Below are 18,825 nucleotides of genomic sequence, written 5' to 3' on the forward strand. Positions count from 1 at the left end.
CGACAGGCCGTATGAAGGTGGGTTACTTCCTGTCCAGCGAGGAGTTCACGCCGGCCGAGCTGCTGGAGCAGGCGCGCGGCGCCGAGCAGGCCGGGTTCGAGGCACTCTGGATCTCCGACCACTACCATCCCTGGGTCGACGCGCAGGGCCAGAGCCCGTTCGTCTGGTCCATGATCGGCGCGCTCAGCCAGGTCACCACGCTGCCGATCACCACGGCCGTGACCTGCCCGACCGTGCGCATCCACCCGGCCGTGCTGGCGCAGGCCGCGGCCACCTCCGCGGTGCTGCACAACGGGCGGTTCGTGCTCGGCGTCGGCTCCGGCGAGGCGCTCAACGAGCACATCCTCGGCGACGCGTGGCCGAACGCGGACACCCGGCTGGAGATGCTCGAGGAGGCCGTGGAGGTGATGCGCGCGCTGTGGGCGAACCCGGACTCGTTCGTCGACCACCGGGGCAAGCACTACCGGGTGGAGAACGCGCGGATCTACACGATGCCGGAGAAGCCGCCGGCGGTCTACGTGTCCGGGTTCGGGCCGAAGGCGGTGGACCTGGCCGCGCGGATCGGCGACGGCTACGTCAGCACGATGCCGGACGGCGACCTGGTGCGCCGCTTCCGGGAGAACGGCGGCGGCGACAAGCCCGCGCAGGGCGGCTTCAAGGCCTGCTTCGCGCCGACCGAGGACGAGGCGGTGGAGATCGCCTACCGGCGCTGGCCGAACGCGGGCGTGCCGGGCGAGCTGTCCCAGGTGCTGCCGTCCCCGAGGCACTTCGAGCAGGCGTCGCAGCTGGTGCCGAAGGAGAAGATGCGCGAGGCACACGTCTGCGGCAGCGACCCGGACGCGCACCTGGAGCAGATCGCGCAGTACGCGAAGGCCGGCTTCGACGAGGTCTACGTCTCCAACATCGGCCCGAACTGGGCCGGCTTCTTCGACCTCTACCGGTCGTCGGTGTTCCCGGCGCTGAAGCGCTGACGCACGCACGTCACCCGCTCCCGCCCGCACGATCGAGGCGTCCCGCCCGCCGTTCCGCACGGCCGGCGGGACGCCTCGGTCATGGATGCCGGCGCCTACCCGGCGACCAGGTCCTGATAGTCCGGGTGACGCTCGATGTAGGACTTGATGAACGCGCACCGCGGGACCACCGTGGCGCCGCGCTCCCGGGCCGCGTCGAGCGCGGCGGCCGCCAGCGTCGACCCGAGGCCCTGCCCCTCGTGGCCGGGATCGACCTCGGTGTGCGTGAAGATCAGCGCGTCGTCGCGCACCCGGTAGGCCGCGAACCCGGCGACCGTGCCGTCGACGACGATCTCGAACCGGCTCTCCGCCGCGTTGTCCCGCACCTCGGTGCTCATCGCTGACTCCCCTCGATCGACTTCCGCAAGCCTAGCCAGGCCGGCACGGCGCTAGCCGTGCAGATCCGACAGCGCGTTCAGCAGCGTGTCGATCTCGTCCGCGGTGTTGTAGTGATAGATCGACGCGCGGACCGCGCCGCCGCTGTCCCGCAGGCCGAGCGACTCGAAGAACTCGTAGGCGTAGTAGTCGCCGGCCGAGACGCAGATGTTCCGCTCGCCGAGCAGCGCCGCGGTGCGGGCCGGCGGCTGGTCGGCCAACCGGAACGACACGGTCGGGCAGCGCCGCTCCGGTGCCGGCAGCACGGTCACGCCCGGCAACCCGGCGAGCCCGTCCAGCAAGCGGGTGAGCAGCGCGGTCTCGTACCGCTGGATCTCGGCGAACGACTCGCGGAGCCGGCTGCGGCGGTCCGGTCCGGCGGACGACGCGAGGTCGGCCAGGTGCTCCACCGCCGCGGTCACGCCGGCCAGCTGTGCGAAGCTCGGGGTGCCCAGCTCGAACCGGTCCGGCACCGCCTCGGACGACGGCACCAGCTTCATCGGCCGCAGTCGCTCCCACAGCGCCGGGTCGGCCGCGACGGCCGCCAGGTGCGGGCCGGACCACTTGTACGCGCTGGTCACGTAGAAGTCCGCGGTCGGCCGCGTCAGCTGGTGCGGCGTGCTGTGCACACCGTCCACGTAGGTCAGCGCGCCGGCCGCGCGGGCGATCGCGGTGATCGCCGCCACGTCCGGCGCCGCGCCGTTCGCGTTGCTGCCCGCGGTCAGCGCCACGAGCCGGGTCCGCTCACCGATCAGCTCCGCGAACTGCCCGACCGGGAGATCGCCGGTGGCACGGTCGAACTCGGCCCAGCGCACGACGGCGCCGGCCCGCGCCGCGAGCTGCACCCACGGGCGCACGTTCGCGTCGTGGTCGAGGCGGGAGACGACCACCTCGTCGCCCGGCCGCCAGGTTTCCGCGAGCGCGCGGGCCACCCGGTAGGTCAGCGCGGTGGCGCTCGGCCCGAGCACGACGCCGTGCGGCGCGGCGCCGAGCAGGTCGGCCAGCGCGTGCCGGGCGGCCGCGACGATCTCGCCGGAGCGGCGGCCGGGCTCGAACGCGGTGCTGCGGTTGGAGACGGCCGCGCGCATGGTGGCCGCGACCGCGTCCGCGACCGGCGCGGCGACCTGGCTGCCGCCCGCGTTGTCGAAGTGCAGGTAACCCTCGGCCAGGGCGGGGTAGCGGGAACGGATCGCGTCGACGTCGAACGGCATGCGGCGCACGATAACCGGCGATGATCATGCAGGTGGTGGCGGCCCCGTACCCTGGAGGGGTGACGACGAACCGACGCATCATCCGCGCCGTGCCCGCCGCCCTTCTCGGCGCCGTTCTCGCGCTGTCCCTCGCCGCGTGTTCCGGCGAGGGCTACAGCACCCAGTGCGGCCTCGACCAGTGCACCGTGACGTTCGACCGTGGAGCCTCCGCCAGCGCCGAGATCCTCGGCATCGAGGTGAAGCTGGTGGGGGTCCAGGACCAGGTCGCCACGTTCGAGGTGGCCGGCGAGCAGGTCGCGCTCACGGTCGGCCAGGCGGCCACCGAGGTCGGCGGTTTCCTGGTCCAGCTCGAGTCGCTGACCGACACCGAGGCAGCGATCCAGATCTCAGTCAACTGAGCAGTACGTTTACGAATCTCTCCATTCGGTGATTGACGGTTCATGTCGCTCACCCATGACGCTCGAGGCACGGCGTCCCGTGCCGCCAACAGCAAGTCGCTGGAGCTGCTCGCCCGGGCCGGATTCATCGGGTACGGCGTGCTGCATCTCCTGCTCGCGTGGCTGGCCCTCCAGGTCGCGTTCGGCAACTCAAGCGGGGAGAACTCGCAGGCCGGCGCCCTGGAGGAGCTGGCGGCGCAGTCCTTCGGCGCGTTCCTGGTCGGCGCGATCGGCGTGGGCCTGGTCGCCATGGCGATCTGGCAGGCGCTCGAGGCCGCGGTCGGTCACCAGGCCGAGCAGGGCAAGGAGCGCCTGTTCGAGCGTCTCGTCTCGGTCGGCCGCGCGCTCACCTACCTGTACTTCGCGTACACCGCGTACAAGGTGGTCTCCGGTGCGAACGCGTCGAACGCGGACAGCTCGCAGCAGCTGACCGAGAAGCTGATGGACTCCACCGGCGGCCGCCTGCTGGTCGGCGTGGCCGGGCTCGCGGTGCTGGCCATCGGCCTCGGCATGATCCACCACGGGTGGAAGAAGAAGTTCGAGGACCACCTGAAGACCGGCGAGATGAGCCCGACGGTCCGCAAGGCCGCCCGCCGGCTCGGCATGGCCGGTTACGTCGCCAAGGGCATCGCGTACGGCATCGCCGGTTTCCTGGTGATCACCGCGGCCGTGACGTACGACTCGGAGAAGGCGCGCGGCCTGGACGCCGCGCTGCGCACGCTGGTCGAGCAGAGCTACGGCCCGATCCTGCTGACGCTGGTCGCGCTCGGGATCGCCGCGTACGGCGCCTACTGCTTCGTCCAGTTCCGCTACCGCAAGGTCTGACTCACCGTTGCGTCAACCTCGAGCCGGGTCGCGTGCGCGACCCGGCTCCGTCATGTGATGTGCCTAGCATGGGTCCGAGGTTTCCTCAGGAACAACACGGGCAAAAGCCTCGGTTCGACGAAGCCCCGACACGGAGGGAGACACGTTTCCGTGGAGGACATCCTGATCACGGTGGGCGTGACCATCGCGGCCGCGGCCCTGGCGCTGCTGTTCGTCGCGGTCACTCATGTGATCATCAAGAAGCTGGCCGCTCACTCGCAGCTCGCGTCCGAGCTGGCCGAGCACACCCACCGGCCGGTGCAGTTCGCGATCACGCTGATGGCGGTCCAGCTCGCGGTGCGGTTCACCACCGTGGACTCGGCCGGCGCGGAGTGGCGCCGGCACCTGCTGCACGGCCTGGTGCTGTTCGTGATGGCCGCGGCCGCGTGGCTGATCGGCGCGTTCCTGGTCGCGTTCGAGGACCTCACGCTGTCCCGCTGGCGCACCGACGTGCCGGACAACCGCCGCGCCCGCCAGCTGCACACCCAGGTGGTGATGCTGCGCCGGGTGACGATCGCGGTGATCGTGGTGGTCACGGTCGGCGTGATGCTGATGACGTTCCCGGACGTGCGCGCGATCGGCGGTGGCCTGCTCGCGTCCGCCGGCCTGCTCTCCGTGGTCGCGGCGCTGGCCGCGCAGACGCTGCTCTCCAACTTCTTCGCCGGGTTGCAGCTCGCGTTCAGCGACGCGGTGCGGCTGGACGACGTCGTGGTGATCGAGGGCGAGTGGGGCAAGATCGAGGAGCTGACGCTCTCCTACGTGGTGGTGCAGATCTGGGACGACCGCCGGCTGATCCTCCCCACGTCGTACTTCACCAGCAAGCCGTTCCAGAACTGGACGCGTACGCAGTCCGCCGTGCTCGGCACCGCGGAGTTCGACGTCGACTGGTCCGTACCGGTGCAGGACATGCGCGACGAACTGCGCAATCTGCTGGAGGGCACCCAGCTGTGGGACGGCCGCGTCTGCGTGCTGCAGGTGACGGACGCGACCGGCGGCATGATCCGGCTCCGCGCGCTGGTCAGCGCGCAGGACGCGGGCACGCTCTGGGACCTGCGGTGCCTGGTCCGCGAGCACCTGGTCGCCTGGGTGCGCGACCGTCAGCCGACCACGATGCCGCGCTGGCGTGCCGAGATCGGCGACTCCCGCGGCGACCTGAGCTGGCAGTGGGGCGAGAGGCGCCGCCCGGCGAGCCGGCCGTCCGAACCGCACGACGACGCGCGCCTTTTCGGCGGCAGCGAGGACGGCGACGAGCGCAACGACGCGTTCGTCGGCCCGGAAGAGCCGGTCCACACGCATTAGGCCTGCATAAACCGGGGGCATGCGGGGAAGTAATGAGGCATGGCGGATGTCCTGAACCGAAGTTCCGCTCAGGCGGGTAACGGCCGGGTGGTGACCCGGGTCGGTGAACCCTCCACGTCCGAGCTGGTGCAGCGGGCCAGCGAACAGATCACACGACTCATCAAGGACGAGTTCGCGCTGGCGAAGGCCGAACTCACGGAGAAGGGCAAGCACGCCGGTGTCGGCGTGGGGCTCTTCGGTGGTGGCGGCGCGCTCGCGCTCTACGGGCTCGGCACCGGCATCGCGACCATCATCCTGGCGCTCGCGCTGGTCATGCCCGCGTGGCTGGCCTCGCTGATCGTCACGGTGGTCCTGCTCATCGGCGCGGGCATCCTGGCGCTGCTCGGCCGCAAGCAGGTCAAGCAGGCCGTTCCCCCGATGCCGCAGGCGGCCACGGACGGCGTCAAGGCTGACGTCGAGGCCGTGACCGAAGCCGTGAAGCGAGGCCGGGCATGACGATGGAAGACGTCCGGAAGAACGACGGGAACTCGCAGGACCTCGACGCGCTGCGCGCCGAGATAGAGCGCACCCGGGCCGAACTCGGCGACACGGTGCAGGCGCTGGCCGCGAAGGCGGACGTGAAGGCGCGCGCCAAGGAGCAGGTCGAGCACGCCAAGGCCGCGTTCGCGACGCGCGTGCAGGACGCGAAGGACACGGTGGCGCACAAGGCGCACGAGGCGGCCGACATGGTGTCGCATCGCGCGCAGGAGGCCGCCGGCCTGGTGACGCACCGCGCGCACGAGGCGAAGGACGTCGTGTCGGTTCGTGCACATGACGCGGGCGACACCGTGCGCCGCAACCCGGTGCCGGCCGCGGCGATCGCGGCCGCCACCGCGGCGGCGCTCGTGCTCGCGCTCTGGCTGATCCGTCGTCGACGCTGAGAGAAGGGGAGGAAACCGTGGGAAAGAAGATCAACGCACTGGCCTACAAGCCGGTCGGTATCCTCGCCGGTGTGGCCGCGGGCGCGGTCGCGGGCGCGGTGTTCAAGGAGGTCTGGCGCCTCGTCGGCAACGACGAGGACGCGCCGAACGCGACGGACGAGGACCGCGGCTGGACCGAGATCCTCGTCGCCGCCGCCCTGCAGGGCGCCATCTTCGCCGTGGTCAAGGCCGCGGTCGACCGGGGCGGTGCCGTCGGCGTCCGCCGGGTCACGGGCCACTGGCCCGACTGACGACATCTCCACCGGTACGTCATCTCCACCGGTACGTCATCTCCACCGGTACGTCCGGGAGCCGTCACGCGGCTCCCCGCACGCACACGCGGCGGGTGTCGCCTCCGGGCACACCCGCCGCCACCGTGTCCTCTCCGGGCACGCCCGCGCAACCGTGCTGATCACGAGGCCGCCGGCCGCAGGTCGAGGCGCGGCAGGGTGGGCCAGCGGTCGCTCGCCCAGTGCGGCCAGCTCTCGAACCCGGCCGGCGCTGGTGGCGGCGGCTCGGGAGCGAGCTCCCGCGCGGTCGGCGGCTGGAACAGCGCGAGGAACCGGTCATGGTCGGCGTCCGTCATCGGGAACGTCGTTTCCGGGCTCTCCCGCCACCGGCGGGCGGACCGGCTCCGGCGTTCCGGCTCCGCGACGGTGACATACCTCAGGACGAAGGCCGCACCGGCGAGCTCCGCGATCGACCGGATCGCGTACCGCTCGTCGCTCGACCAGCATCCGAAGTCGAGCACGACGGAGGCTCCGCTGCGGAGCACCTCGTGCGCGGTCCAGATCATCCTGCCCTCCAGGATGTCCCGCCGGCCGTCCGCCTGCCCGTCCCCGAACAGGGGTGCCATCCAGTCGTCGGGGGTCAGCCGCAGGATGCGCCGGTCAGCCGCGAGCCGCCGCGCGAGCGTCGTCTTCCCGGAGCCGGGCAGGCCGACCGTCAGGAAGAGGCTGAGTGGCGTGGACACGCAGCCTATGATGTCGCTTCCGCACCGGCCCGGACAGGAATTTACCGGCTCGTCCGCGCGGCCGGGTCGTTCGAGCGCCGACGGCGGTGGCCGGTGTGAGTCGCGAGGCGCGGGGCCGGCCGGTGCTGCGCCCGGGGGCCGGCTGACGAGCGCGTCGCGACGTGGTGGCGGTGCTCCTACGCGCCGAGGCGACGGAGGCCGGCGGGTCGTTCCGGGCGCCGGGGGCGCGTCGTGGGGCGGCCGGGATCGGCGAGGCGCGCCATGAGCCGGGACGTCGCGGACCGCACGTGGGCACGGTTGGCGGCCGACTTCAGCCACGCCGGCAAGGTCTCGATCATGGACCCACCGTACGGGCCGCGCTTGCGCGGGCCGGCCGCGGCGTACTCGGCCGGCAGGGTGAGATGGTGCCGGTTGTACGCCCACAGCAGGTGCCCGCGCACCGGTGCGGTGAGCCACAGCGGCCGCTGGAAGAACGGGTCGACGGCGGCGCCCCACCAGGACGATCCGGTGCGTGGCGACCAGGTCCGGGTGTGGCCGCACGCGGCGCAGGTCAGCCGGCGTGACCGCCTTTCCGGTGCGCGACGGCCGGCCGCCGGCATGGTGACCGGTCCGGGACGGTGTCCCACGCGAACGCGGGGCAGCGTCCCGGACCGCTCAGCGCCAGGTGGGCAGCGGGGCGTCCTCGCGGATCGGCGGGAGGCCGACCGCGGTGGGCTGCTCGGTGATCGGAAGGAGGTCCGGTGCGGTCGGCGCCGGGGTCGGCGGGCGCAGCCGGGAGCGGAGGCGGACGCCGGCGACCATCGCGATCAGGCCGCCGACCAGCAGGATCGCGCCGGCGATCGACCAGGCCGGGCCCTTGGTTACGGAGCTGCCGGGGATCATCTCCAGGCCCTCGAAGATCCAGAGGGCGCCGAGGACGAAGCCGAGCAGGCCCAGCGTCAGCGTGCCCCACACCCTGGTCACCATCGCGCGTGCACCTGGGGGCGGATCAGCTCGTCGTAGACCTCGGTCACGGCCGCGTGGATCTCCGCGGAGAGCGACGGCAGCGCGGCCGCGGCCGCGTTTCCCTCGGCCTGGGCGGCGTTGCGGGCGCCCGGGATGATCACGGTGACGGCGGGGTGGTCGAGGATCCAGCGGAGCGCGAACTGGGCGAGCGTGGCACCCGGCGGGACCAGCGGCGTGAGCCGGCGGACCGCCTCGAGGCCGGTCTCGAAGTCGACGCCGGAGAACGTCTCGCCGACGTCGAACGACTCGCCGTGCCGGTTGAAGGTGCGGTGGTCGTTCGCCGGGAACGTGGTGTTCGCGTCGTAGCGGCCGGAGAGCAGGCCGCTGGCGAGCGGCACGCGCGCGATGATGCCGACGCCCGCCTCGGCCGCGGCGGGGAGCACGGCCTCCAGCGGCTTGAGCCGGAATGCGTTGAGGATGATCTGCACGCTGGCGGTGCCGGGCCGGGCGATCGCCTCCAGCGCCTCGGCGCACGTCTCGACGCTCACGCCGTACGCCGCGACGCGCTTCTCCTCGACGAGCGTGTCGAGTGCGTCGTAGACCGCCTGGGTCGAGAAGACCGGCGTCGGCGGGCAGTGCAGCTGCACCAGGTCGATGGTGTCCACACCGAGGTTGGCACGGGACCGGTCGTTCCAGGCGCGGAAGTTGTCCAGCGTGTAGTTGCCCGGCTCCTGCGGGACCCGGCGGCCCATCTTGGTGGCGACGGTCAGCCCGTGGCCGGGGTGTTCGCGCAGGTAGCGGCCGATGAGCTGCTCGCTGCGCCCGTCGCCGTAGACGTCCGCGGTGTCCAGGAACGTGACGCCCGAGGCCACGGCCGCGTCGACGGTGGCGAGCGCGTCGTCCTCGTCGACGTCACCCCAGTCCGCGCCGAGCTGCCAGGTGCCGAGGCCGATGACGCCGACGGAGCGGCCGCCGAGCTTGGGGAAGCTTCTTCTCTCCACGCTCCGAGCCTATCCCCAGCACCCGGCGATGTCGTTTAGAGTCTTGCAAGACGGACGTACGGTTTGGTGGAGGCGCGCATGTGGGATCCGGACGTGTACCAGCGGTACGGCGACGAGCGCTCGCGGCCGTTCTTCGACCTGCTCGGCCGGGTGCCCACGGCGGCGCCGCGCCGGGTGGTGGACCTCGGCTGCGGACCGGGCGACCTGACCGCCGCGCTGGCGAGACGCTGGCCGGCCGCGCGCGTCGAGGGGATCGACTCGTCCCCCGAGATGATCGCCAGGGCGACCGCGGCGAACGCGCCGGTGGACTTCGCGGTCGGGGACGTGCGCACCTGGGAACCGGCGCCGGACGTGGACGTGCTGATCAGCAACGCGGTGCTGCAGTGGGTGCCGGGCCACGAGGAGCTGCTGCCGCGCTGGGCACGCGGGGTCGCGCCCGGCGCGGTGATCGCGCTGCAGGTCCCGGGCAACGTCGACGCGCCGTCGCACCGGGCGTTGCGGGCGCTGGCGGATGAGCCACGGTGGCGCGGCGCGCTGGCCGGGGCCGGCCTCATCCGGCGCGTACCGAGTGCCGTCGACTACGCCCGGATCCTCGGGCCCGCCGGGTGCACGGTCGACGCCTGGGCGACCACCTACCTCCACCTGCTTCCCGCGCCACCCGGGGACGACCATCCCGTGCTGCGCTGGATGGACGGCACCGCGCTGCGGCCGGTCAAGGCGGCGCTGCCGGACGCCGACTATCCGGAGTTCCGCGCAACGCTGGGGGAGCGCCTCGCGGACGCGTACCCCGTGGAGAATGGTCTTGTTTTCTTCCCTTTCCACCGCAATTTCGTGGTGGCTCGTACTCCACAGGGGGACGCGTGAGCGATCTGACCGACTTCATCGCCGGTCTGCCCAAGGCCGAACTGCACGTGCACCACGTCGGCTCGGCGTCGCCGCGGATCGTGGCCGAGCTGGCCGCCCGGCACGCGGGCAGCACGCCGGTGCCGGCCGACCCGGAGGCGCTCGCGAAGTACTTCGAGTTCCGCGACTTCGCGCACTTCATCCAGGTGTATCTGAGCGTCGTCGACCTGGTCCGGGACCCGGAGGACGTGCGCATCCTCACCTACGAGATCGCCCGTGAGCTGGCCCGGCAGCAGGTCCGGTACGCCGAGGTGACGATCACGCCGTTCTCCACGGTCAACCGCGGCATGCCGGCCGAGGCGTTCTGCGAGGCGATCGAGGACGCCCGGCTGAGCGCGGAGAAGGAGCTGAACATCGTGCTCCGCTGGTGCTTCGACATCCCGGGCGAGGCCGGCCCGAACGCGGGCGAGGACACCCTGCGGATCGCGCTGGACCAGCGGCCGGACGGGCTGATCAGCTTCGGGCTGGGCGGTCCGGAGGTGCCGCGGCCGCAGTGGAAGCCGTACTTCGACGCGGCGCGCGCGGCCGGCCTGCGCTCGGTGCCGCACGCCGGCGAGACCACCGGGCCGGAGACGATCTGGGACGCGATCCGGCACCTGGGCGCGGAGCGGATCGGGCACGGCATCGCGGCCGCGCGCGACCCGGAACTGATGGCCTACCTGATCGAGCACGACATCGCGCTGGAGGTGTGCCCGACGTCGAACGTGCGGACCCGCGCGGTGCCGTCGCTGGCCGAGCACCCGCTGCCCGCGCTGGTCGCCGCCGGTGTGCCGGTGACGATCAACTCGGACGACCCGCCGATGTTCGGCACCACGCTCAACGACGAGTACCGGGTCGCCGCGGAACTGCTCGGACTGGACGCGGCGGGCGTGGCGGAGCTGGCCAAGGCCGCGGTCACGCACTCGTTCATGCCGGCGGGGGACAAGGCCACCCTGACGGACGAGATCACCGCTTATACGGCCGGGGGATTATCGGACATCCGTCGTTGACAGGCTCCCCACGTGCGCGAAAGCTCATATTCGTCCACGTTGGGGGGTGTGATCATGGCGAGATTGTTCGAGTCGCTGCCGGAGCACATCGAGGCGGCCGTCGAAGTGCGCGATGCCTGGCGCCGCCGGGCCGCGGCGGAGACGGCCGGTCTCGAGTTCCTGGTCCAGGACCTGGCCCGGTGGGCGCCCGGCGCGGTGCTCCGGGTCGCGTTCCTGGACGGTGACACCGAGGCGCACGCGCGGGTCGAGGAGGCCACCCGGCAGATCACCGACGCGTGCGGCATCACGCTCGACTTCGGCCGTGACCCGGCGACCGGGACCTACCGGCGGTGGACCACGAACGACACGGAGCACGCGGCGGAGATCCGGGTCAGCTTCGACCAGGGCGGCTACTGGTCGCTGGTCGGCACGGACAGCACGGACCCGACGCTCGCGGACGCCGGCTCACCGATCGGCGGCGCGCCGCACCAGCGCAGCCTCAACCTGTCCGGCTTCGACGGCATCCTGCCGGACGACTGGGCCGGGACCGTGCGGCACGAGTTCCTGCACGCGCTCGCGTTCAAGCACAGCCACCAGAACCTGCGCGGCCCGTGCGCGGCCGAGTTCCGGTGGGAGGACGACGAGGGCTACGTGCCCACCCGGGACGCGCGCGGCGTGTTCGTCGCGGACGAGGCGGGACGGCGGCCCGGCGTCTACACCTACCTCGCCGGGCCGCCGAACCGGTGGACGCGCGCGAAGGTCGACTTCAACCTGCGGGCACCGGAGCCGGACGACACGGTCGCCGGGCCGTTCGACTCCGAGTCGGTGATGCTCTACCAGTTCGAGCCGTTCTTCTACCGGAGCGCGCCGTCGCCGTGCGCGCCGACCGGCAACGGCATCGACCTCTCCGCCGGCGACATCCGCGGGCTGCAGCTGCTCTACCCGCGCACGCCCGACCCGGACATGGTCAAGCGGGCGTCGACCGCGCTGTCCACGCTGGGCGGCGGCGTCGAGGGTGCGGTCTTCAGCCCGTACCGGCAGCGACTCGTGGAGATCCTGAACGCGCTGGTCGAGGGGCGCGTGCCGTGAGCGGGTCAGCGACCCGGGCCACCGGGCCGGCCGGGCGGGCGGGCGACGCGGAGGCGGCGGCATGACCGGGGACGCGGGCCGCTACCTCGACCTGATCTCCACCGGCGGCGGGCAGCGCACGCTGGCCGAGTCGGCCGCGTCGAGCGCCGGCAACGCGGCACCGGCGGCCCGCACCGAGCTGGTGGAGCGGCTCGACGCCGAACTCGCCTACATCGAGTCGAAGACCGGCGTGGCACCCGACCCGGTGCTGCGCGCCGAACTGCTCGCCCGGGCGGACACCGCGCTGGACAAGTTGCTCGGCGACGGCGCGGCCGCCACGCTCACCGCGGCCGACGTCTCGGGCCTGGAGGCGGTCGTGGTCAGCGACGGCACCCGCCCGGTGCTGTTCGTCGAGGACGACTTCGTCGACCTGCTCGCACCCAGCATCGGCGACTACGCGGCGCCGCTGTCCCGGCTCGCCGAGGAGGTGCGCGCGGTCTGCCGGTCCGTCGGCCGTGTCGACGACCCGGCCGCGGCGCCGCTCGGCTACCAGGGCACCGCCTGGGTGGTGGCCGAGGGCCTGGTCGCCACGAACTTCCACGTGCTGCAGGCGATCGCGCCGCGCGGCGTCCGCGCGGACGGGCAGTTCACCGGCCGGCTCAACCCCGGCGTGGCGGTCCACTTCGGGCACGAGGTCGGGCGGCCCTGGCCGGACCGGCGGTTCCCGATCCGGCGGGTGGTCGCGGTCGGCCGTGAGGGCGCGCCCGAGCACGTGCACCAGGTCCTCGGCGGGCTCAACTTCGACGGCCTGGACCTCGCGATCCTGGAGCTGGAACCGGTGCCGGGCCGCGCGTTCCCGGCCCCGGTCCCGGTGGCCCGCGGCGACGACCCGGTCACCCGCGGCGGGCTGGCCAGCGCCGGGCGCGGTGTCTACGTCGTCGGCTACCCCGGCAACGAGCACTCCACCACGCGCGAGCTGTTCACCCGGATCTTCGCGGGCGTGAAGAGCTACAAGCGGCTCGCACCCGGCCGGATCACCGCGGCCGCCGGCGACCTGCCCGACGATCCGCGCGGCTGGGTGCTCACCCACGACGTGTCCACCCTGGGCGGCAACTCCGGCTCCGCGGTCGTCGACCTGGACGCGGACGGGCGCTCCGTGCTCGGGCTGCACTTCGCCGGCCAGCCGGAACGGCAGAACTGGGCGCACGCGCTGGAGCGGATCACCGGTGAGCTGTCCGCCGTGCTGCCCGCCGCGGCCAGATGACCGCGGCCACCTCGCTCAGTCTCTCGGCGCTCGCCGACACCGTCACCGCGCCCGCCGTCGACTGGATCGTGGTCGAGCGGGTCTGGGAGCGGGTCAGCCGCGCCCGGGGCGTGCACATGCCGCCGCAGACCAGCCGCGACCTGCGGGACCTGCTGGTCGGTGCGTTCGCGGCGGCCGAGGAGCACGGCTTCCTCGACGTGTTCGCGTTCGAGCTGATCAAGGAGGGGCTGGCCGGGCCGTCGCTGGTCACCGCGCTGCGCGCGATCGACGAGAACGCGGGCGGCTTCCAGCTCCAGGCGCTGCAGAACGGTGTCCGGCACGCGGTCAACCCGATGGTGTACGCGGAAGGTCTGCTGCGCGCCTGCGACTACGTCTGCCGGATAGACATCAGGGGCGTCCAGGCCGGCACCGGCGTGCTGGTCCGGCCGACCGTGGTCGCGACCATGGCGCACGTGGTCTGGCCACTGCTCACCCAGGCACCGGACGGCACGCTCGCGGCCGCACCGGACAGCCTGCGCGACCTGGTGGTCACGTTCCGCGACTACGTGGACCGGGCCGCGACCCGGCTCGCCGGCGACACCGCGCCGCTGCACCCGGACTGGCTGCTCTACGGCAGCCCGCCGGCCGAGGGCGAACGGCTGGCCGGGGACGTGCGCGACATCGCCGGCATCGCCGCGCCGGCCGGGCCGTGGGACCTCGCGCTGATCCGGCTCGCCGCACCGCCCAAGGGTGCCGCCCAGGCCGAGCTGATGGGCAGCCCACCGGCCGGGCCGTTCGAGGTCAGCCTGCTGCACCACCCGCACGGGCCGAACGAGCGCGGCGAGCCGCTGCTGCTCTCCGACGGGCGCCTCGACGAGCAGCTCGGCGTGCCACCGGTGCGGTACCTGCACGACGTGAACACGCTCGGCGGCTCGTCCGGCGCGCCGGTCTTCGACCAGCGGTGGCGGATCGTGGCACTCCACCAGGGCGGCATCACCGGCGTCCGCAACCGGGCCGTGCCGGTGCGCGACTGGTCGCCGATGCTGGACCGGCCGCTCCCGGACGGCGTGCCCTACCTGCGCGGCCTGGAACGCTCCACCGATCTGCGGCCGGTTCCGTACCCGGTGATCGGCCGCCGCGTCACCCAGCAACGGCTGTGGCGCGCGCTGCGCCCGGACGCGGCGCCGGCCGAGCGGCTGTTCGTCGTCCGGGGCGGGCCCGGCACCGGCAAGCGCTTCACGAAACGCCTGGTCCGCGAGTTCGTCGAGCGGCACAGCGACGGCGTGGTGGTGACGCTCGACCTGGCGAACGCGCTCGGCCAGGACGCGGACGGCTTCGCCCGCTGGATTACCGGCGCGCTCTCCGCGCCCGACCCCACGCTCACCCACGGCGACGTGCTCACCACGGCGCCGCGGGAGATCCGCGACGGCGTGCTGCCCGGCCTGTCCCAGCGGGTGTCCGAAGTGGGCGGTGACCGCGCGGTGTGGCTGGTGCTGGAGGGGTTCGGCGGCGCGGCGCTGGACGTGCCGCCCGGCGTGAAGGACGTGGTGGTGAACCTGATGGGCGGGCTCCGCGACCACCCGTCCCAGCGGCTCGTGCTGGTCGGCTGGGACGACCGGCCGCCGGAGGGCTTCGAGGCGTCCATCGAGGACCTGGCGTTCCCGACCGCGTACGACATCGCGGCGCACTTCACCCCGGCCGGTTCCGCCCCGGCGGACGCGCTGGTCACGGCGGTGCCGTCGCTGCTGGCACTCCAGCGGGCCCAGGGCCTGACCGGCTATCCGGCCGCGCACGCGGTGCTGCGCATGCTGTCCGTGGGCATCGCGGCATGACGTCCCCGCAGGACGCCGCGCTCGCCGCGATCCGGCAGATGTGGGAGGGGCGCTCCGCGGCCGAGAGATCCGCGTTCACCGCGGCGCTCGAACCCCGCCCGCCTGCGGCGGACCAGGACCTGCAAGACCAGATCACCAGGGTACGGTGGCGGGGCGCGCTGTCCGGCGGTGTCGACCCGGCCGCGCTCGTCACCGGACTCGACCCGGCGGACGCGGCGCGCGTGCTCGACCTGCTGGTGCCGGAGTTCGACCGGTCCCATGTGGACGACGCGTGGCGCTGGACGATGCGCAGCGGCCCGCGCCGGGACGCGCTGCACGCGCTGGCCGACTCGCCGCACGCGCTGACCGAGGCGATCACGGACGCGGTGCGGGTGCCCACCGACGACGCCGGCTACTACCTGCGCCTGCTGGCGGCCAGATCCACCGGCCTCGGCGACCTCCCGGCGGACGGCCCCACGGCCCGCCCCACCACGCTGCCCGACCGCCCGTCCGGCCCGGCGCGGCCCGATCGCCCGTCCGGCGCCGCGTTGCCCGATCGCTCGGCCGATTCCGTGTTGCCCGATCGCTCGGCCGGTTCCGCGTTTCCTGGTCGCTCGGCCGGCTCGGCGTTGCCCGATCGCCCGTCCGATGCCGCGGCGTCTGACCGCGTCGCGGGACCGGGCGGTCCAGCCGGACACGATCGCGCCGCGGGTCGCGATCGGCCTGCGGGAAGCGCTCGCGCCGCGGGCCGTGACGGTGCCGCGGGCCGTGATGGTGCCGCGGGCCGTGATGGTGCCGGGGGCCGTGATCGTGCTGCCGGGCCCGGTCGGGCCGCCGTGCCGCCGGGGCGGGCCGCTGGGCCGGCCGTGCCCGCCGCCCGGACCGGTGCGCCCGACGGCGAAGGGCTGGCGGCGCTGGATGCCGCGCGGCTGCTGGCCGCGATCGCGGCGACCGGGACGCCGCCGCCGGACCGGCCGGTCGACACCCGGACCGCGCTGCAGGCGCTCGCGTGGGCGGAGCCGCTCGGTGGGCTGGCCGGGGACCTCGCGGAGGCGCGGCGGCGGGTGCGTGTCGAGGCGGTGGTGGAGAGCTACGGCGCGCTGCTCGGCAACGGCTTCTTCGGGCGCGAGGCGGAGCTGTCCCGGCTGCGGGACTTCGCCACCGCGCCGGTCCCGGCCGACGCCGCGCCGGTGCCGCTGCTGCCCGTGGTCGGTATCGGCGGCGCCGGGAAGTCGACCGCGCTGGCCGCGTTCGTCGAACCGTACCTGCGCGAGATCCTGCGCCCGGACTCCACCGGTCCGGTCGTCATCGTGATCGACTTCGACCGCGTGCAGTTCCGGATCGACGCGGAGCTGGAACTGTCCTTCGAGGTCAGCCGGCAGCTCGGCAACGCGCACCCGGTCGCGGCCGCGGACTTCTCCGCGCTGCGCTACCAGGTGCGCCAGGAACGCGCGGGCACGGCCGCGGCCCGCTACACCGGGTCGCTCGCGGCCGGGGAGGGTGCCGGGGACGCGCCCGCGTTCGAACGGGACGCGTCGCTGGCCGTCCGCCTGCACGAGCTGGACACCCGGCCGGTGCTGCTGATCCTGGACACGTTCGAGGAATGGCAGCGGGACCGGCCGGACCCGGCGCGGCCCCGGCTGCACGACAACGACCCGGAGGCGCGCATCCTGCGCTGGATCGTGCGGCTGCGGGACGTCATGGGACTGCACGGGCTGCGCGTGATCCTCTCCGGCCGCGCGGACGTCGCGATCAACGCGGCCGACGTCACGGACCGGGTCGAGACGGAGGAGGCGATCTGCCTGGCCGACCTGGCGCCGGAGGCCGCGGCGGAGCTGCTGGCGGCGCACGGCGTACCGGTGGAGCAGGCTCTGGATCTTGCTGGTCTGGTCGGTGGGAACCCGCTGACGCTGCGCGTGGCCGCGCGGTTCTTCGCGCACCTGCCACCGGGCGAACGGGCGGACTTCGTGGCGCGCACCGGGGCCGCGCTCGACGGCGAGCTGCGCCGGGAGGTGCTCTACGCGCGTTTCCTCGGGCACATCGCCGATCCGCGGGTGCGCCGCCTGGCCCACCCCGGGCTGGTCCTGCGCCGGGTCACCGCGGGCCTGATCCGGCACGTGCTGGCGCCGTACTGCGGCCTCGGCCCGCTGACCGACGCGGACGCGGCCGAGCTGCTGGAACGCCTCGCGGACGAGGTCTGGCTGGTCAAACGCGACGGTGCCGAGCTGCGCCACCTGCCGGACGTCCGCCGCGCGATGCTGCACCTGATGGCCACCGACCCGGCCCACCGCGACGCGCTGCCCGCGATCCACCGCGCGGCCGCGTCCTGGTACCGCGGCCGGTCCGGCGAGGAGGCCGCGGTCGAGGCGCTCTACCACGACCTGATGCTCCGCCTCGACGACGACACCGCCCGCGGACTGTCCGAACGACGGCCCGCCCGGCCGCGGCCCCCGGTCCCGCCGGCCGGCTCGCCCGGTGTGCCGCAGCCGTCCCCGCCGGGCGGGACCGGTCCGGCCCGGGATCCGGTGGAGCCGTCCGGCCCGCGTGCCGCTCCGGCCCGGCGGCGACGCGGCTGGCGGCCTGCGTGGCCGTGGGGACGGCGCGCACGGGACGGGTCCGGCCGGTGGCCCGGCCCGGCGCCGGAAGCCGGGCCGACCGACTCGGCGGAACCGGTGGAGCCGCACGAACCGGTGCGCCGGCCCGGCGACGGCGCCGGCCGGGACCGGCCCGCGGACCCGCTCGATCCCGCGGACCCACACCTCGCCGGCCGGCTGCTCGCGCTCGGTGACGCGGTGGACGAGCTGCCGCCCGCGACCGCGGCCGAGGTCCGGGTGCTGCGCGGGGAGACGCCGCCGCTGGCCGAGGCGCTGCTGCTGCGCGATCCGGCCTGGGTGCGGTGGCTGGACCGCCGCGGCCGGTTCCTGGTCGACAACGACGCGGCGGCGGAGGCGCTGGAGCTGCTCGACGCGCGGCCCGCCCCGCGGACCGGGCTCGCCGAGCCGGAATGGCTGGCCCAGGCCTGCTGCGACCTCGCGCGCTGGGACGAGTACGGCCCGCGGGCGTCGGCGTTCGGCGGCGGGCGGCTCACCCCGCACCGCTACCAGACCGTCGCGGCGCTGCTCAGCGGCTCGGTGATCGCGCTGCCCGCGGTGGACCTCGAGACGCTCGGCGGCGGCCCCGGATTCCACGATCACGTGCTCATCCACTACTTCTACCGGCTGCTGCTCGGGCAGCCGGCGGACATCGCGGCGTGGCGGCGGGGCGAGCCGGGGCTCACCGAGTCCGCCTCGGACCTGATCGGCAGCAACCGGGCCGTCGCCGACCTGTTCCCGGTCGACGAGGTGCGCCGGGCCCTGGTCTGGGTCGCGGCCGGCTGCCCCGGCGACACGATCACGCTGCGGAACCCGGTCCCCGGCGTCGGCACGTCGCTGTCCCGCCGGCGGATCAGCGACTCGCCGGAGACGCTGCGGAACCTGCGCGGCGACAATCCCGAGCTGCGCGCCGCGGTCCGCGGGGCACTCGGCGAGATCGCGGTCGCGGACGCCGCCGAGGCGCCCGACGCCGACCTGCTCGCCCGGATCGACGTCGCCGGCGACCTCGGCGACCATCTCGACCGGGCGGCCGCCCGACATCCCGGCGCGACGCGGCTGCACCGGGTGCGCGACGCGTTCCACCGGTGGGACCGGGCCAACGACGCGGTGCTCGACGCCGTCATCCGCGACGCCGAGGCCGGCTGGCCGCGGCGGACCTGAAGCGGG

Annotated in this window: 19 protein-coding genes; 13 read left to right on the forward strand and 6 right to left on the reverse strand. The window is 73.9% G+C overall.

Annotated features, from left to right (window positions below; genetic code table 11):
• The first annotated feature begins 11 nt into the window (after positions 1-11).
• Positions 12-971 carry a TIGR03557 family F420-dependent LLM class oxidoreductase gene (locus J2S44_RS29775; protein WP_310420654.1) on the forward strand — a complete coding sequence of 320 codons (960 nt, stop codon included), beginning with the start codon at positions 12-14 and terminating at the stop codon, positions 969-971.
• A gap of 95 nt (positions 972-1,066) precedes the next feature.
• On the opposite strand, the gene J2S44_RS29780 is transcribed toward J2S44_RS29775, so the two are convergent.
• Together J2S44_RS29780 and J2S44_RS29785 are read right to left on the reverse strand one after the other, a co-directional pair.
• Complete coding sequence (locus J2S44_RS29780) at positions 1,067-1,348, reverse strand: GNAT family N-acetyltransferase (RefSeq protein WP_310420656.1); 282 nt, start codon at positions 1,346-1,348, stop codon at positions 1,067-1,069.
• Between the two features lie 51 nt (positions 1,349-1,399).
• Complete coding sequence (locus tag J2S44_RS29785) at positions 1,400-2,596, reverse strand: cysteine desulfurase-like protein (RefSeq protein WP_310420658.1); 1,197 nt, start codon at positions 2,594-2,596, stop codon at positions 1,400-1,402.
• Between the two features lie 26 nt (positions 2,597-2,622).
• Here J2S44_RS29785 and J2S44_RS29790 point away from each other — a divergent pair, with 26 nt between their 5' ends.
• The 6 genes from J2S44_RS29790 (at position 2,623) to J2S44_RS29815 (ending at position 6,406) form a co-directional block, all read left to right on the forward strand.
• The gene (locus J2S44_RS29790; protein ID WP_374728032.1) at positions 2,623-2,994 is read left to right on the forward strand and encodes a hypothetical protein; all 372 of its coding nucleotides are present in this window, start codon (positions 2,623-2,625) and stop codon (positions 2,992-2,994) included.
• Positions 2,995-3,036: 42 nt separating this feature from the next.
• Positions 3,037-3,858 carry a DUF1206 domain-containing protein gene (locus J2S44_RS29795; RefSeq protein WP_310420661.1) on the forward strand — a complete coding sequence of 274 codons (822 nt, stop codon included), beginning with the start codon at positions 3,037-3,039 and terminating at the stop codon, positions 3,856-3,858.
• A 150-nt stretch (positions 3,859-4,008) separates the two neighbouring features.
• Positions 4,009-5,196, forward strand: a complete 1,188-nt coding sequence (locus J2S44_RS29800; RefSeq protein ID WP_310420663.1) for a mechanosensitive ion channel family protein — start codon at positions 4,009-4,011, stop codon at positions 5,194-5,196.
• 39 nt (positions 5,197-5,235) lie between these two features.
• A complete protein-coding gene (locus J2S44_RS29805; protein ID WP_310420665.1) occupies positions 5,236-5,691 on the forward strand; it encodes a phage holin family protein in 456 nt (151 codons plus the stop codon).
• Complete coding sequence (locus J2S44_RS29810) at positions 5,688-6,116, forward strand: DUF3618 domain-containing protein (protein ID WP_374727920.1); 429 nt, start codon at positions 5,688-5,690, stop codon at positions 6,114-6,116. Before J2S44_RS29805 ends, J2S44_RS29810 begins: the two co-directional genes overlap by 4 nt.
• A gap of 17 nt (positions 6,117-6,133) precedes the next feature.
• A complete protein-coding gene (locus J2S44_RS29815; RefSeq protein ID WP_310420667.1) occupies positions 6,134-6,406 on the forward strand; it encodes a DUF4235 domain-containing protein in 273 nt (90 codons plus the stop codon).
• A gap of 161 nt (positions 6,407-6,567) precedes the next feature.
• Here J2S44_RS29815 and J2S44_RS29820 read toward each other — a convergent pair whose 3' ends face one another.
• The 4 genes from J2S44_RS29820 to J2S44_RS29835 form a co-directional block, all read right to left on the reverse strand.
• Positions 6,568-7,128: a P-loop nucleotide/nucleoside kinase family protein gene (locus J2S44_RS29820; RefSeq protein WP_310420669.1), complete on the reverse strand. Its 561-nt coding sequence runs from the start codon at positions 7,126-7,128 to the stop codon at positions 6,568-6,570.
• Positions 7,129-7,304: 176 nt separating this feature from the next.
• Positions 7,305-7,754 (reverse strand): hypothetical protein, encoded by a 450-nt coding sequence (locus J2S44_RS29825; RefSeq protein WP_310420671.1) that lies wholly within the window; start codon positions 7,752-7,754, stop codon positions 7,305-7,307.
• Positions 7,755-7,782: 28 nt separating this feature from the next.
• The gene (locus J2S44_RS29830; protein ID WP_310420673.1) at positions 7,783-8,094 is read right to left on the reverse strand and encodes a hypothetical protein; all 312 of its coding nucleotides are present in this window, start codon (positions 8,092-8,094) and stop codon (positions 7,783-7,785) included.
• A complete protein-coding gene (locus J2S44_RS29835; protein WP_310420675.1) occupies positions 8,088-9,074 on the reverse strand; it encodes an aldo/keto reductase in 987 nt (328 codons plus the stop codon). The genes J2S44_RS29830 and J2S44_RS29835 overlap by 7 nt, the downstream gene beginning before the upstream one ends.
• Before the next feature lie 78 nt (positions 9,075-9,152).
• On the opposite strand from J2S44_RS29835, the gene J2S44_RS29840 reads away from it, so the two are divergent.
• The 6 genes from J2S44_RS29840 to J2S44_RS29865 all read left to right on the forward strand — a co-directional run bounded on the left by J2S44_RS29840 (position 9,153) and on the right by J2S44_RS29865 (position 18,819).
• Positions 9,153-9,938 carry a trans-aconitate 2-methyltransferase gene (locus tag J2S44_RS29840; RefSeq protein ID WP_310420676.1) on the forward strand — a complete coding sequence of 262 codons (786 nt, stop codon included), beginning with the start codon at positions 9,153-9,155 and terminating at the stop codon, positions 9,936-9,938.
• On the forward strand, positions 9,935-10,966 hold the full coding sequence (locus J2S44_RS29845) for an adenosine deaminase (RefSeq protein WP_310420678.1): 1,032 nt from the start codon (positions 9,935-9,937) through the stop codon (positions 10,964-10,966). Before J2S44_RS29840 ends, J2S44_RS29845 begins: the two co-directional genes overlap by 4 nt.
• A gap of 54 nt (positions 10,967-11,020) precedes the next feature.
• Positions 11,021-12,034 (forward strand): zinc metalloprotease, encoded by a 1,014-nt coding sequence (locus J2S44_RS29850; RefSeq protein ID WP_310420680.1) that lies wholly within the window; start codon positions 11,021-11,023, stop codon positions 12,032-12,034.
• A gap of 61 nt (positions 12,035-12,095) precedes the next feature.
• Positions 12,096-13,277: a trypsin-like serine peptidase gene (locus J2S44_RS29855; RefSeq protein ID WP_310420682.1), complete on the forward strand. Its 1,182-nt coding sequence runs from the start codon at positions 12,096-12,098 to the stop codon at positions 13,275-13,277.
• Complete coding sequence (locus J2S44_RS29860; protein ID WP_310420684.1) at positions 13,274-15,088, forward strand: trypsin-like serine peptidase; 1,815 nt, start codon at positions 13,274-13,276, stop codon at positions 15,086-15,088. The genes J2S44_RS29855 and J2S44_RS29860 overlap by 4 nt, the downstream gene beginning before the upstream one ends.
• Positions 15,085-18,819 carry a hypothetical protein gene (locus J2S44_RS29865; RefSeq protein WP_310420686.1) on the forward strand — a complete coding sequence of 1,245 codons (3,735 nt, stop codon included), beginning with the start codon at positions 15,085-15,087 and terminating at the stop codon, positions 18,817-18,819. The genes J2S44_RS29860 and J2S44_RS29865 overlap by 4 nt, the downstream gene beginning before the upstream one ends.
• Positions 18,820-18,825: the final 6 nt, after the last annotated feature.

Origin of the sequence: Catenuloplanes niger (genome assembly GCF_031458255.1) — a bacterium.
GTDB classification, from domain to species: domain Bacteria; phylum Actinomycetota; class Actinomycetes; order Mycobacteriales; family Micromonosporaceae; genus Catenuloplanes; species Catenuloplanes niger.